Source organism: Gilliamella sp. W8123 (genome assembly GCF_016101085.1).
Classification (GTDB): Bacteria; Pseudomonadota; Gammaproteobacteria; order Enterobacterales; family Orbaceae; genus Gilliamella; species Gilliamella apis.
On record NZ_JACFRE010000004.1, the window covers coordinates 171,351 to 186,871 of the forward strand.

The 15,521-nt window shown below is 35.0% G+C and carries 11 protein-coding genes; 10 read left to right on the forward strand and 1 reads right to left on the reverse strand.

Translation table 11 applies throughout. The features are described from left to right. Positions 1–13 precede the first annotated feature (13 nt). From H3T56_RS06675 to adk, 5 genes are read left to right on the forward strand one after another with little or no spacing between them, the layout of a single operon-like run. Positions 14–748, forward strand: coding sequence for a tetratricopeptide repeat protein (locus tag H3T56_RS06675; RefSeq protein ID WP_065577852.1), 735 nt, complete (start codon positions 14–16; stop codon positions 746–748). Between the two features lie 26 nt (positions 749–774). After that, positions 775–1,947, forward strand: coding sequence for an outer membrane protein assembly factor BamB (gene bamB / locus H3T56_RS06680; RefSeq protein WP_198192319.1), 1,173 nt, complete (start codon positions 775–777; stop codon positions 1,945–1,947). A gap of 18 nt (positions 1,948–1,965) precedes the next feature. Further along, a complete protein-coding gene (der, locus tag H3T56_RS06685; RefSeq protein ID WP_198192320.1) occupies positions 1,966–3,432 on the forward strand; it encodes a ribosome biogenesis GTPase Der in 1,467 nt (488 codons plus the stop codon). A gap of 3 nt (positions 3,433–3,435) precedes the next feature. Continuing rightward, positions 3,436–3,687, forward strand: coding sequence for a zinc-ribbon domain-containing protein (locus H3T56_RS06690; protein WP_198192321.1), 252 nt, complete (start codon positions 3,436–3,438; stop codon positions 3,685–3,687). A 39-nt stretch (positions 3,688–3,726) separates the two neighbouring features. After that, the gene (gene adk / locus H3T56_RS06695; RefSeq protein ID WP_065577849.1) at positions 3,727–4,371 is read left to right on the forward strand and encodes an adenylate kinase; all 645 of its coding nucleotides are present in this window, start codon (positions 3,727–3,729) and stop codon (positions 4,369–4,371) included. Positions 4,372–4,433: 62 nt separating this feature from the next. Here adk and ybeD read toward each other — a convergent pair whose 3' ends face one another. Then, positions 4,434–4,700 (reverse strand): DUF493 family protein YbeD, encoded by a 267-nt coding sequence (gene ybeD / locus H3T56_RS06700; protein ID WP_065577848.1) that lies wholly within the window; start codon positions 4,698–4,700, stop codon positions 4,434–4,436. Between the two features lie 188 nt (positions 4,701–4,888). On the opposite strand from ybeD, the gene gss reads away from it, so the two are divergent. The 5 genes from gss to H3T56_RS06725 all read left to right on the forward strand — a co-directional run bounded on the left by gss (position 4,889) and on the right by H3T56_RS06725 (position 15,510). Further along, positions 4,889–6,781: a bifunctional glutathionylspermidine amidase/synthase gene (gss, locus tag H3T56_RS06705; RefSeq protein ID WP_065614687.1), complete on the forward strand. Its 1,893-nt coding sequence runs from the start codon at positions 4,889–4,891 to the stop codon at positions 6,779–6,781. 219 nt (positions 6,782–7,000) lie between these two features. Beyond that, positions 7,001–8,635, forward strand: a complete 1,635-nt coding sequence (locus tag H3T56_RS06710) for an SrfA family protein (RefSeq protein ID WP_198192322.1) — start codon at positions 7,001–7,003, stop codon at positions 8,633–8,635. Positions 8,636–8,643: 8 nt separating this feature from the next. Next, a complete protein-coding gene (locus tag H3T56_RS06715; RefSeq protein WP_034901945.1) occupies positions 8,644–11,670 on the forward strand; it encodes a virulence factor SrfB in 3,027 nt (1,008 codons plus the stop codon). After that, entirely contained in the window at positions 11,667–14,339 is a 2,673-nt protein-coding gene (locus H3T56_RS06720; RefSeq protein WP_198192323.1) for a putative virulence factor, read from the forward strand. The genes H3T56_RS06715 and H3T56_RS06720 overlap by 4 nt, the downstream gene beginning before the upstream one ends. 130 nt (positions 14,340–14,469) lie before the next feature. Next, a complete protein-coding gene (locus tag H3T56_RS06725) occupies positions 14,470–15,510 on the forward strand; it encodes a hypothetical protein (RefSeq protein WP_198192324.1) in 1,041 nt (346 codons plus the stop codon). Positions 15,511–15,521: the final 11 nt, after the last annotated feature.

The following is a 15,521-nucleotide window of genomic DNA, read 5'->3' on the forward strand; positions in this document are numbered from 1 at the left end:
ATAGGAGAAAAACGTGAGTCATCAATTGTCTGGCGAAGAACAAGTTTCAGAGATAAAAGAATTTCTTGCTAAAACGTGGAAAATCATTGTTGCGGTTATTGTAATTGGATTACTAGCTTTTTATGGCTGGCGTTATTGGCAGTCTTATAAATTAGAAAAAGTGATAGAATCTTCCGATCATTATGAACAATTAATTGCTAAATTAGATAATAATAATCCTGATTCAGTTAATGAATTAGTCTCTTTTGCTAAAGATAATAATACTATTTATAGTGTTTTTGCTAATTTTAGAGCAGCAAAATTTTATGTAGAACAATTAAAAGATTATGCTGGAGCAGAAAAATTACTTACAGATACGTTAAGTAAAACTGATTCAGATATCATTAAATCAATAAGTTATATTCGTATTGCAAAAATACAATATCAACTAGAACATTATCAAGAAAGTTTGGCGACTTTAACTAAAGTAACCGAAAAAAGTTGGGCGCCGGTGGTTAATGATATTCGTGGCGATATATTGGTGAAAATGAACAATTACAATGAGGCTGTGGAGGCTTATAATGTTGCATTAAGTTCATCACCTACTCAAGCCTTAGAGCAAAATATCAAAATGAAGTTAAATCAAGCTCAATATCTTAAAGATAAACAACAAGCTGAACAAGCTAAACAAGAAGAAGCTGCCGCTAAGGAAAAAGCTAAGCAAGAAGCTGAAGCCCAAAAAAACGCAGCTAAAGAAAATGAAGATTAATTTATCCTGATATAAGGATCTATACGATGAAGTTATCAAAATGTCTGTTTATGAGTGTTTTTATGTTTTCACTTGCGGGGTGTTCATTGTTTGGTGGAGAAGAAGAAATTGTCCAAATTTCACCTTCACCAAAAGTGGATAACCAATTTCCAATCCAAGAAATATGGCGAAATAGCACAGCAGGCAATACACATGTTTATTCATTATTAGGGCCAATTAATTACGATAATGCTATTTATGTTGCTAGCCGTAGTGGGCAAGTTAAAGCGATTGATTTATCAACTGGTCATACTATATGGGACAAAAATTTATCACAAAGTACATTATTCAGCAGTAAAACAGCGTTATTTTCTGGCGGTGTAAGTGCTGATGATAGATATGTTTATGTCGGTAGTGAACGTGCGGTTGTTTACGCATTAGATCGTAATGATGGTAATGTAATTTGGGAAAAACCGGTTAAAGGTGAAGTACTGGCTCGCCCAGTATCTTCTGATGATAAACTAATAATTCATACCGCTAGCGGTAATTTACAAGCTTTGAATCGTAACACAGGTGAAGATGTATGGGATGTTGTTCTTGAAGTACCAACACTTTCATTAAGAGGTAATTCAACACCAACTATTGCTCATGGCGCCGCTATACTTGGTGATGATACAGGTCACGTGAATGCTTACTATCTTAATGATGGACAACTTATTTGGCAGCAACGCATATCTCAACCAAGTGGATCGACTGAAATTGACAAATTAAATGATGTTGATTCAACCCCAGTTATTGAAGGTAATTTGGCATATGCAATTGGCTATAATGGTAATGTTGTCGCACTTGATTTAAGTAATGGGCAAATTGTATGGCGTAAAGAAATGGGATCTACCCATAGCTTTGCCGTTGATTCACATCAGTTATTTATCGTGGATCAAAATGACAATGTTCAAGCAGTAAGCAAAAATGGTGGTGCAGTGAATTGGACTCAGGCAGGTTTGTTACATCGTCAATTAACCGATCCGGTTATTTATCAAAATTATATTGTTGTTGGTGATTTTGAGGGTTATCTTTATTGGTTAAATAAAGATAATGGAGAAGTAGTTGCTAAAACACAAGTAAGTAGCAGTGGATTGATTTCGAAGCCATTAGTTGTAGATAATAAAATTATTGTCCAAGCTAAAAATGGTGATATTTACGCATTCACAAAAAATTAAGGTAATTAGAGAATAAATATGGTACCTGTTGTCGCACTAGTTGGTCGTCCGAATGTAGGAAAATCGACTCTATTTAATCGATTAACTCGAACTCGAGACGCCTTAGTGGCGGATTTCCCTGGATTAACGCGAGATCGTAAGTATGGCCGAGCCGAAATCAAAGGGCACGAATATATAGTCATTGATACAGGTGGTATTGATGGCACTGAAGATGGGGTTGAAAGCTTTATGGCAGAACAATCCTTACAAGCAATTGAAGAAGCGGATATCGTACTATTTCTTGTAGATGCAAGGGCCGGTGCGATGCCAGCTGATCATGCAATTGCTAAACATCTTCGATCTCGCCAAAAAGCAACGTTTTTAGTTGCTAATAAAATTGATGGTATTGATGCCGATAGCGCAATCTCTGATTTTTATAGTTTAGGATTAGGTGACATTCATCCGATTGCCGCGAGTCATGGTCGTGGAGTGAATGTATTAATCGAAACGGTGCTCGATCCTATTTTTCATTTTGCCAATGATCAAAATGAAGTCTTGTCAGAGGATGAGCTAGATGACGTTCTTCCTGAATCTTATGATGATATTGAAGATGAAGCCGAGTCGCTCATCAACCAACCAATCAAAGTTGCTATTGTTGGTAGACCAAATGTTGGTAAGTCAACACTAACTAATCGGATTCTAGGTGAAGAAAGGGTTGTGGTTTATGATATGCCAGGTACAACACGTGACAGTATTTATATACCAATGACACGTGATGATCGTGAATATATTATGATCGATACTGCTGGTGTTCGTAAACGAGGTAAGGTAACGGAAACCGTTGAGAAATTCTCGGTTATTAAAACGTTACAAGCAATTGAAGATGCTAACGTCGTAATTTTGGTCATTGATGCCCGAGAAGGTATTTCTGATCAAGATTTGTCTTTGCTTGGCTTTATTATTAATAGTGGGCGCTCACTGGTTATTGCTGTTAATAAGTGGGATGGTTTATCACAAGATATTAAAGAACAAGTGAAAACTACGTTAGATGATCGACTTGATTTTATCGATTTTGCTCGTCTACACTTTATCTCTGCGCTTCATGGTAGTGGTGTAGGTAACTTATTTGATTCAATTCAAGAAGCATATGATTGTGCTACACGTCGTGTTAATACTGCATTATTAACTAAAATAATGCAAATGGCACAAGATGACCATCAACCACCATTGGTCAGAGGACGTCGTGTTAAATTAAAATATGCCCATGCCGGCGGTTATAATCCTCCCATTGTGGTTATTCATGGTAATCAAGTTGAAGATTTACCTGATTCTTATAAACGTTATTTAATGAACTATTTTAGACGTTCCTTAAAAATTATGGGATCGCCAATACGAATTCAATTCAAAGAAGGCGCCAATCCATTCGAAGGTCGAAAAAATAGTTTGACTGCTTCGCAACAACGTAAACGTCGTCGTTTAATGAAACATGTACGAGGTCGTAAATAACTTATGACAGAAACAAAGATGATAGATGGTGGGCAAGAAGGTATTTGTCCTAAGTGTCATAATAGAATGAGTATTGTTTCGCCACAACATTATGATTGTCCTCATTGCAAACAGCATTATCAAGAACAGTATATTTGCCCAATTTGCCGACAAAATGCGCAAATGGTTAAAGGCTGTGGCGCTATTAACTATATTTGTCACACTGATGGCTTAATTTCCAGCAGTAAAGTGATATTTCATTATTTACCAGAATAGAAAATTGTATCTATATTTAAAGCCATAAGAGGTTATTTTATGCGAATTATTTTATTAGGCGCACCAGGAGCAGGAAAAGGAACTCAAGCACAATTTATTATGCAACAATATGGAATTCCGCAAATTTCAACTGGCGATATGTTGCGTGCAGCAGTAAAAGCAGAAAGTCCATTAGGTTTACAAGCAAAAGAGCTAATGGATAATGGTAAGCTTGTTACTGATGAGTTAGTTATTGCATTAGTTAAAGAGCGTATCGCGCAAAGCGATTGTAAAAATGGCTTTTTATTAGATGGTTTTCCTCGTACTGTGCCGCAAGCAGATGCAATGAAAGAAGCGGGTATCGATGTTGATTTCGTACTTGAATTTGATGTGCCTGATGAAGTGATTATTGACCGTATGAGTGGTCGTCGTATTCATGCAAGCTCAGGACGTGTCTACCATGTTCGTCATAATCCACCAAAAGTTGAAAATATTGATGATGTAACTGGCGAACCTTTAACTATTCGTAAAGATGATAGTGAAGAAATCGTCCGTAAACGTCTTGTTGAATATCATGATTTGACTAAACCATTAGTCAAATATTATCAACATGAAGCCAAAGAAGGTCGAACTCAATATTTCCGTATTGATGGGACACAAGCTGTTTCCGCTGTGACCAATGAATTGACTAAAATTTTAGGCTAATTCAAAAAAGAGGGATCAAACTATCCCTCTTTTTATAATTATCTTATTTTTTTAAATAAAGATTATAAAACCATTCTTACAATATCGATTTCACCTAATTCTTTGTATAGATTTTCTACCTGATCAATATGGGTTGCATTAATGGTAATGGATACTGAATGATAATTACCTTTACTACTTGGTTTGATCGATGGTGTATAATCCCCTGGTGCATGACGTTGAATCACAGATACAACTTTATCAACTAGTTCTGGTTTTGCTTCACCCATTACTTTATAAGTGAAAGAACAAGGGAAATCTAATAATTCATTTAATTTTGTTTGTTGCATAATAGTCTTTTTCTCGTTTTATCAATACAGCTATTAAAGATATTCCATATATATAGTCAGTTTATTATTCTTCAAGATCAGAATAATAAACATTACTTTTTAAAGCCTATAATTTGATCTATGATAATCAAATTCTAACATAGCTTAGTAAAACCTACCTTACTATTATTTTAAAAGGCTAAAATAACATGTTATCCCAATCTGCTAACAAAGAACCTTTTGGTACATTGCTTGGTTATGCACCGGGTGGTGTTGCTATTTACTCTTCTGATTATGAAACATTAAATCCTGAACAATACCCTAATGATGCATCATTTAGAAGTTATTCTGGTCATGAGTATATGGGCTATAAGTGGCAATGTGTCGAATTTGCTAGAAGATTTTTATTTTTAAATTATGGGATTGTCTTTACTGATGTCGGTATGGCTCATGAAATATTTTCATTACGATTTCTTCGTCAAGTGATCAATGAAGCCATTTTACCATTGCAAGCATTTGCTAATGGTAGCAAAAAAATGCCAGAAGCGGGAGCATTGTTAATATGGGATGATGGCGGTATGTTTGATAGGACTGGTCATGTAGCGATTATTACTGAAGTTTTTGATAATAAAATTAGAATTGCCGAACAAAATGTTGTCCATACTCGGCTTCCTATTGGTCAACAATGGACTCGAGAATTAAAAATGACGGTATCCAATGATGGCTATTATTTACACGACACTTTTGATGATACCAATATTTTAGGCTGGATGATTCAAACTGAGAATACTCTTCATAGTTTACCACAACCGAATGTTGCTAAGCATTTACTCGATATCCATAGTGTTCATATCGAAAATCATGGTCAATTTGATAAAAAATGGTTAAACGAGAGTGACCCATTAGAAAGTGCCTATGTGTCAGCAACTGGACATGCCATAAGCCATGATGATCAGTATCGTTATTTTACTATTTCGGAAAGCGCTGAACAGGAGCTTATTCGTGCAACAAACGAACTTCATTTGATGTATTTGCATGCTACCGATAAAGTTTTAAAAGATGATAATTTATTGTGTAATTTCAATATTCCCGAAATACTTTGGCCTCGGCTTAGATTATCATGGCAACAACGCCGTTATCAGATGATAACCGGCCGACTAGATTTCTGTATGGATGAAAGAGGCTTTAAAGTTTATGAATATAATGCTGATTCAGCTTCATGCCATACCGAAGCTGGACAAATTTTACAAAATTGGGCAATACAAGCCGAATTAAATGCTGGAGTAAATCCTAGTGCTGGTCTACTTAATGCATTAGCTAACTGTTGGAAACATAGTGATGCAAAAGCATTTGTACATATCATGCAAGATAATGATAGCGAAGAAAATTATCATGCATTATTTATGCAAAAAGCGCTGACTCAAGCTGGATTTGAAAGCAAGATTTTACGTGGACTCTCAGGTCTCAGTTGGGATAAACGAGGTCGATTAGTAGATGATGAGCAACGTCAGGTCACCTGCGTATGGAAAACTTGGGCATGGGAAACTGTACTTGAACAACTTCGTCAAGAGAGCGAAGCCCAAGTGGCTGGATTACCAATTAGAACGTGGCATCCAGAAAATTCGGTAAGATTAATAGATGTGTTACTTCGACCTGAGGTTTCTGTTTTTGAGCCTTTATGGACAGTCATCCCAAGTAACAAAGCTATTTTACCTGTATTATGGTCGCTATTTCCAAACCATCGTTATCTGCTGGAATCTACATTTGAACTCAATGACAACTTAATAAAAAAAGGTTATGCCATTAAGCCGATTGCTGGGCGCAGGGGGAGTGATATCGAGTTAGTTGGTCGTCATGAGCAAGTATTGGATAAAACGGTTGGCCGATTTGCTAAACAAGAAAACATTTATCAAGAACTATGGTGTTTACCTAAAGTTGATGATCGTTATTTACAAATTTGTACCTTTACCGTTGGTGGTCATTATGGTGGAGCTTGTTTACGTTCAGATCCTTCTTTAGTTATAAGGGGGGAAAGTGATATGCAGCCTTTACGAGTCTTAACTGATGAGGAATTTATTAAACAATTTTACAAAAAAAGTTGAGGAAAGGGGTTTTTAAACATCAATTTGCCAATGACAGATGGTGAGTTTTGTTGTTTAATTAAACAGAGCTAATTAAGATATTTTCATTTTATTAAAAATAACTAAAATATCTTATCTATTTGATTGACAATGACAATAACTTAACTTTTTTGATAGAATTGATTTATTACAAATAATAATTATTAAAAATATAATCAAAATAAAGGAATATCAGGATATATGGCAAATACATTATTGCGCAGTGGCGATATTAAAGACTTTAAAATGCTCGGACATGACGGCAAAGCAGCTTATCTTGTCGCTTCGCAAATCCGTGAAATGTTCCGAGTTAAATTAGGCCGCCAATACTCTGATTGTTTAGCTATTCCCCAACGTAATGATCAGGGAAATATTGTTGATTGGTACATTCCCTTCGACTCAGAACTACCTGATGGTCAATATGATATCATCCCGTGGACTTCAGCTAGTGAAGATGAACAAAAGTCTGCACTAGTTTTACTGAAAGAATTCGAAAATAAAGTCATTGAGTTAGGACAAAAATTAGCAAATAATCCTAATCTAGAAGGCGACCAATTACTTTTTAGTCGATTGATTTACGATCCAAAACAGAGCTCAGATAGTCTTGAACCTAATTTAATGGCATTACGTTTTCCTAGTAATCAGTTTGTCTATATTGTCAATGGTAAACCGGTTATCACTTTTTGGGGATTTGTTAACCCTCAGACGCCACAAGCAACTTCACCTTTTTACTGTTTAGAAGCATTTCGAAAAGCTGCTCCAAAAGTTGCAACCACTGCTCCAATACAAGATGTTATTGTTAAAAAACCTTGGTGGAAGCGCTGGTGGATATGGTTGTTAGGATTATTACCCTTGTTATTATTACTATTATTAGCAATATTTTGGTTAAAAGGTTGTAGCTGGAAGCCAAGTGTATCTATCGATCCTAAAATATCATTAGATAGTAAAGTTGATATTCCGGTTCCAACAGTGGCAAATGATAAAGAGGACAAGCAAGAGAAAAAAGATCCTGAGCCAGAAATCAAAGAGGTTAATGATAAACCTGTTACTGTGGTTAATGGTATAGTACCAAATGGAAAAGTTGCAGTAGATCCTAATGTACAGCCAATTAATGGTATTGCTACAGATCCAGCTGTAGTTGATAATTCGGCAGCAACAGCATCAGATCAAGGAATAGCCAATAATGTAAATTCAGATGGTGCTACAGATCAACCACAATCTACGACTTCACCTGATGATAAAGGAAATAATGGCGAACAAGGTGAACAGGGAAATCAGGCTGATAAAGGTGATAAAGGCAGTAATGCTAATCCATCTGATGATAAAAAAGATAATCAAGATGGGCAAAATAAAGATGATAAAAATGGACAAGTGCCACCAACACCTGATTTAGATAATAAACCAGCTATAACGAATAGTAATTCTGATCAAGGCAATCAAGCTAATGCAAATGCTAATCAAGTAAATAATTTATCTTTGCCTGCTGACGCGTTAAAACAGGGATCAACAAACTTTTTAAATGGTCAATGGTCAGTTGGTGCTGGTATTCAAGATAAAGCAACAGGTAAACCATTACAATTAAGTTATAATTTTAATCAAGGTAATGGCGAAGTTACGGTTACTCGTAGTGATGGCGTTAAATGTGTTGGTAAAGTTGGCACAGGTATCCAAAATGCTAATTTAAATATTACTGGTAATACCGAAGCCATTTGCAGTGATAATACTAAATATCAATTACCAAAAATTCAGTGTAAATCAGGCAAAAACAATCAAGCTGATTGTCAGGGAATTTATGATAACGGGACTTCGTTCCCAATTACGATGAAAAAACAATAGGATTGTATATGCTTCCAGAAATACGCAACTACGGTCAAGAAGTTACACTTATCATGAATAGTGGGATTCAATTTCTTGATTTTGCATTAAAAATAGATTGGAAAGATAATCAATGGCGCAGTAAAGTTAATGGCTGTTTTATTGATCCATCAGAAAGTGGAGCGTTAGTTAGATTAATTGAAGATATCGATAATGGTAAATTTTTTGCACCAGATAATCTTTCTTTTGCTGTCACACCTACTCAAGAGATTAGTGTTGAGCAATCCTTAAAACTATATGATGGTATTTGGTTGCCAGTTCCAATTCTCAGATCAATTCCGCCAGAGCGCTTCGATAAAGGACCTCATAACTGGAGTCGAGTGCGAATTGTTAATATTCCTGAAGGTGAAGATCCAGATGGCAATACTCATCGTATTACTTTTGCCTTTGATACAAAAATTTTTACCAATATGCAGGATGTTGCTTATTTAGCACCAACGGAAAATGATGTAAAAACCGGTGCCGTATTTAGTTTAGCTCATCGTTCGGATCAAGTTTCATGGTATTTAGAGCAAAAATGGATCACCAGTTGGTTGATTGATTTATTCCAAGAATTAGCGCCTCAACCAGAACGTCTAAAAGTACATAAAGACGATATTGATTTAGAAATAGCTAATAAAGCTTATTATGGTCATTATTTAAATATTCTTAGTTTGCTTGCTGATTCATTACAGTTACCAAAAATTAAAATTGTCTCGAATAATCGAGATGATGTGATTAAATCGATTCCTGTTGATATGATTTTAGATGTTGGTAACTCAAGAACATGTGGCATTTTAATAGAAGATCATATTCAAGATAAAGATAGTTTAAATCGTCGTTATGAGCTTGAAATTCGAGATTTAACCCAGCCTGAACATATCTATAATGAACCATTCGAAAGTCGAGTAGAATTTGCGCAAACTTTTTTTGGTAAAGAACATTTTTCACTACAAAGTGGTAGACGAGATACATTCCGCTGGCCAAGTATTGTTCGGGTTGGAAAAGAAGCGAGCCGTTTAGCTAGTCGCCGCGAAGGGAATGAAGGTGCTACCGGACTTTCAAGCCCGAAACGTTATTTATGGGATCAAGAAAAGTATGAGCAAGGTTGGCGATTTAATTCTCATTATGTCAAAAGTGATCATGAGCCATTTGCTACCGCAGAGCCATTTTCAAGTTTAATTAATGAGTATGGTGAAGCACTGCATATCCTCAGTAATGAAATTGAGGAAGAATTTGACCGAAAAATACCCGTTTTCCACCCAAAATATTCACGTAGTTCACTAATGACATTTATGCTATGTGAAGTATTAATGCATGCTCTAATGCAAATTAATAGTGTCGCTCAACGCAACAAGCTTGAACACGCAAGAACACCGCGTAATTTGCGTTCTATTATTCTTACCATTCCCCCGGCAATGCCTAAACCAGAACAAGCAATATTTAAAAGCTGTGTTTATCAAGCTATTGGCCTAGTTTGGAAAAGCTTAGGTTGGGATAATTCTGAAGATAATATTGATTTTAGTAATCCTGAACAATTGAAAAGTATTTGGCCAAATATTCCTGAAGTTTATATTCAGTGGGACGAAGCAACCTGTGGCCAAGTTGTTTATCTCTTTAACGAAACGCAGAACAATTATAATGGTCGTTCAGAAGAATTTATTGCTTCAATGGTACGACCAGACAAAACCAATAAACAAAAACTAACAATTGCCACAGTTGATATTGGTGGTGGAACAACAGATTTGGTCATCAATGATTACGAACTGGATTATGGAGCCAATAAACAACTTAATAGTAGTAATGCTTACCTTGTTCCAACTCAACGCTTTCGTGATGGCTTTAAAGTTGCAGGTGATGATATTTTGCTTGATATCATCCAAGATACAGTTTTATCTTCATTAACTAATGGATTAAAACAGGTTGGACTTGTTGATCCAAATCCGATTTTATCCACCATTATTGGTTCACAGCAGGTATCAATTCAAGATGCTGTGTTACGACAACAATTAACTTTACAGTTATTTACACCTGTCGGATTACAGGTATTAAAACTATATGAACTTTATGAGCCATTACATTCCGAAAAACATGTTTATAACATGACTTTTGGTGAGTTATTACAAAATAATGTGATGACAGATAATGTTCTTAATTTTATTAATGAACCGGTTCGTCGAGCTCTAAATAATCCTGAATTTTCCGTTCTTGATTTAAATGTTGAAATAAATCTTAAACGTATTCATCACTTATTTATTCGTGGTGATTATTATAATATTTGTAAAACATTCGATGCCTTATCTGAAATTATTAGCTGTTATCAATGTGATGTATTGTTATTGACCGGTCGACCATCTCGTTTACCTGGTGTACAAAGCTATTTCCGTTCTCGCTTATCTATTCCAGCTGGGCGTGTTTTACCATTACATGGTTATTATACCGGTGGCTGGTATCCTTTCCATAAACAAGAGCGCATTGATGATCCTAAAACAACAGCAGCAGTTGGAGCCATGTTATGTTTCTTAAGTAAAAACCTAAGATTAGCTAATTTTTATTTTAGATCCGCCAATATGGATTTGTATTCAACGGTTAAATATATTGGTCTATTAGATAATCTAAATATGATAAAAAAAGAAAATATTTATTATCAAGATATCGATTTAGATGATCCTGATTATGATTTTCCTGAGATCTCTTTTGAAATTCGAGGCACAACAAGACTTGGTTTCAAACAGTTAGAAATTGATCGTTGGCCTGCCTCAGCAATTTATATTTTAACTATTGAAAATAGTGATGTGGCTAAAAGATTAAGTGCTGAAGGAGTAGTTTTAGAAGTAACATTAGGAATAAAAAATCGACAAAAAACAGTTGAGAATTTCTATATTAAAGATGTCAAAGCTTCTGATGGACGTGCTTGCAGTAAAACCAAAGATATAAAGCTTAGTCTAAATACAATGGTAAATTCTGGCCTAATTAGCACACAATATTGGCTTGATAGTGGAATGATAAAACGATGAAAAATTTAAACGAACAACTTCCTAAATCTTGGGAACAGATTTATCAAGCATCAGCACAGGCAATTGAATGGGTCAATCAAACCCGAGATTCATCGAAACGTTTGCATAATGAAGCTGATAATTTAATTCTTGATCTACGCCGATTACGTAATAGTGCTAAACGTTTAGGTGATGTGTCGACTAAATCCGTTGCGGTCGGTTTTTTTGGTTTGTCACAAGCAGGTAAATCTTATCTTATTTCAGCATTAGCGGCTGGTGAAAATGGTAAACTTGAAACAGTAGTTGATAATGAAGTTTTAGATTTTATTGATCACGTAAATCCTGTCGGTGGAGGTAAAGAGGCAACCGGACTTGTTACTCGGTTTAGTCGGACAGCCAAAGGTGGTATTGCCAACTATCCATTAGAGTTGAAATTATTTCAAGAAATAGAAATTGTTAAAATCTTAATTAATGCCTATTTTAAAGATTTTGATCAACAAAAAGTTATCAATAAAGTTGAGTTTTCAGAGTTAAATCAACTTATTCAACGTATCGAAAGTAAAAAGCAAGCTGATTACACCGGCGGTATAACTGAAGATGATATCGTTGATCTATATGATTATTTATCTGAAAATTTTGGCAATTCACTTGAAGGATTGAAAGGTGGTTATTGGGAAAAAGTCATGTCATTGTTACCTTATCTTTCGATTACAGACCGTGGTGCTTTATTTTCTGTGTTATGGGGTGGTATCAGTGAACTTACAGCAATTTATATTCAATTGGCGACAACCTTATTAAGCTTAAATCATGTAAATACCATTTATGCGCCCCTCACCGTGTTAGTTAAGGACAATGGTGATGGTACTAAATCACAGATTGATAGCATCATGAATGTCGATATGCTTGAAAGGTTAAATACTAAAAATGATTCATCGGTAACAGTTACGCCACTTAATGGAGTGCCAACATCAATATCATTAGCGCAATTAGCCTTTTTAACTGCAGAATTGATCTTCCCATTAGTGAATCAAACTCGTGTACCTACTTTTGAGAATGTCGATCTGCTTGATTTCCCAGGATATCGTGGTCGATTAAATTTAATTTCTATTTCTGATGTCAAAGAAGGTAATCCTATCGCTCAACTTTTATTACGCGGTAAAGTCGCTTATCTTTTTGAAAAATACACTGATAGCCAAGAGATGAATGTTTTGGTAGTTTGTACGCCATCGGATAAACAATCAGATGTTAATGATGTTGGTCCAGTATTACAAAGATGGATTGATAAAACCCAAGGCGAAACAGCTGATAAAAGAGCAACAAAGAAAGCTGGATTACTATGGGCTATCACGATGTTTGATAAACGAATTGGCGCATCATTGTCGTTATCCCAAGACAATTTAAAAAATACTTGGGGTAAAGGTGGCTTATTACAGCAAACCATTTTAGAACGTTTTGGTAGTTATGATTGGCTATCCAATTGGTCAAATGATGGTAAATTTAACAATGTATTTTTGGTCCGTAAACCAGGATTTGACGTACCATTTTTAAATGTCGATGCTAAAGCAAATATTGAATTGTCTTACAATGAAAATTATCGACAAGAAATGTTAATGTTGAAAAATACATTCGTTGAAAATCCAGATATTCAAGAGTATGTCAACGCTCCTGATCAAGCGTGGGATGCGATGTTAAAATTAAATGATGGTGGCATTGGCCGAATTAGCCAGTATTTAGAACAAGTCGCCATTACTGAAGTCAAACAACAGCGGATTGTTGAACAACTTAATGAACAAATTGATTATATTATCAATATGCGTTTTGATACTTGGTATCAAGCTGATAGCGATGAAGAATTAGGTAAGAAAAAACAGATAATTAATAATGTTGTAAAAGAACTACAAGGAAAAGCATTATTATTAGGTGAATTACTTAAAGTTTTAGAATTGCCGGATCAAACTATTCGAGCTCTATATCATTCTAGCCATATGGATAATGATATCAGCAATACTAGCGGTGATGACGTAATCGATAATTCTTCAAACGATTTTGGTTTAAATACCGACTTTGAACTTTTTCCGGAAGTAAATTCACCTTTACAACCTCAGGTAGTTGCTAATATCGCTAGCGAATCAAAATTTGCTAAAAATGTGTTTACTGCATGGCTAGAACATTTAAGAAATATTGTATTAGATAAACATATTCTACAATTTTTCAGTATTGATCAGAAAGCACTCTCTTTTATTGTTGAAGAGTTGATTACTGGTGCTAACCGTTTGAAACTTGATACTAGCTTAACTGAAAAAGTTTTAGCTAATGAAAATGTAGGTAGTAAGCGTGATGATCTTGAGTCTCGGCAGGTTAGCTCTATTAATATGTTATTGGCTGATTTTATTGCATGGCTTGGTTTTATTCCTGGGCAAACAAGTAATATCCCTGTTAGCCGTGTTAATCAAGGTAAGCCGATATTTTCATCGCCATTGAGTCAATTCTCAAGTCAATTATCACATCCATTGCCAGTACTTGATGATAAGACCAAAAATTATTCTCAATTTGCTATATTTGATTGGTTTATTGCCTTTGCGACGCTTGCTCAAGAAAATGTTGGTCATCATGCTGGTCGTGAAATAAGCCAAGAACAAAACTCTCGTCTTGGTGAAATTTTAACTTGTTTTAAGGAATCACAAATATAATAGTATTATAGTGAATATATTTAATAACAACAATTTAATAACAATAAGGTGGTTTTTTAAACTACCTTACATATATGAAATATCCATAAAATAATATTAATACAATCATAGTGATGAAATAGAGGATATCATGGCATTAAGAATTGAATTAGAAGGCGATAAACCGGGTGTTGCTAAGTTTTTTGCGCAAAAATGGAGTGGTAGTGCAGATATTGATATACTTATTCAACGCAACCAAGATGGTTATTATTTGTCCGGTCTTAATCAATGGGGACCAGAAAAGAATTGGCATACTGTAACTAGCATGTCTGTCGAGAATGAGCAATTAAGTGGTCTCGTTGATGAATGGCTAGTTGATTCTTTGTTATCTCAAGAAAATAGTGTTAGATTTCTTGCTGAAATTCGTGATAAACAGAATCAAAACTATACTGATAGAGGAGTGGTAAGTATTGCTGAAACAGTATTCCCTTCATCTGCTTTAAATACCCAATCATCAATATCTGATGAGATTGAACAAAATACATTAGAGTCGGATAAAGTAACTTTTAATCTTGTTGAATCTGATGATTCTCAATCTGTAGAGCCAGAAACCGAAGAACAAATAATTGAGATTGAAAATGAGGTAAAAGCAGAGCCTGAAAAAGAGATAGAAACGGAAATAGAAGTAACGCCTGCACCAGCAATATCACCACAACCCACTAAGACCCGAAGTAAATTAGGGTTGTTTATTATTATTTTTGTCATTCTGCTAACTTTAGCTGGGATTGGTGTTGGAGTATGGTATTTCTTATTCTCTCAAGGTAAAAATCCTTTAACGTCTCTAACTCAAAGTAATAGTCAATGTAATGTTGCTAATGTTACAACCGATGATTTATCTTTTATTCAGCAATGTTTACAGAGTAAACCTGATACTGACACCGTAATTGATATCATAAATCAGGCCAAACAAGCTAATAAATGTAATATCGCACAGCGTTTATATGCAAATCAATCTTTATTGAATGCCAAAGTGGCTCTACTTTATGCGAAAGAATACGATATGAAGTTTTATCAAGATAACCAGTGTTTTAAGGCTGATAAAGAAACGGCAATTTATTGGTATGAAACGTCATTAAATAATGATCCAAATAATGAGTTGGCTAAAGAACGGTTAGCAGAATTACAAAAATAATTAAGGTGCAG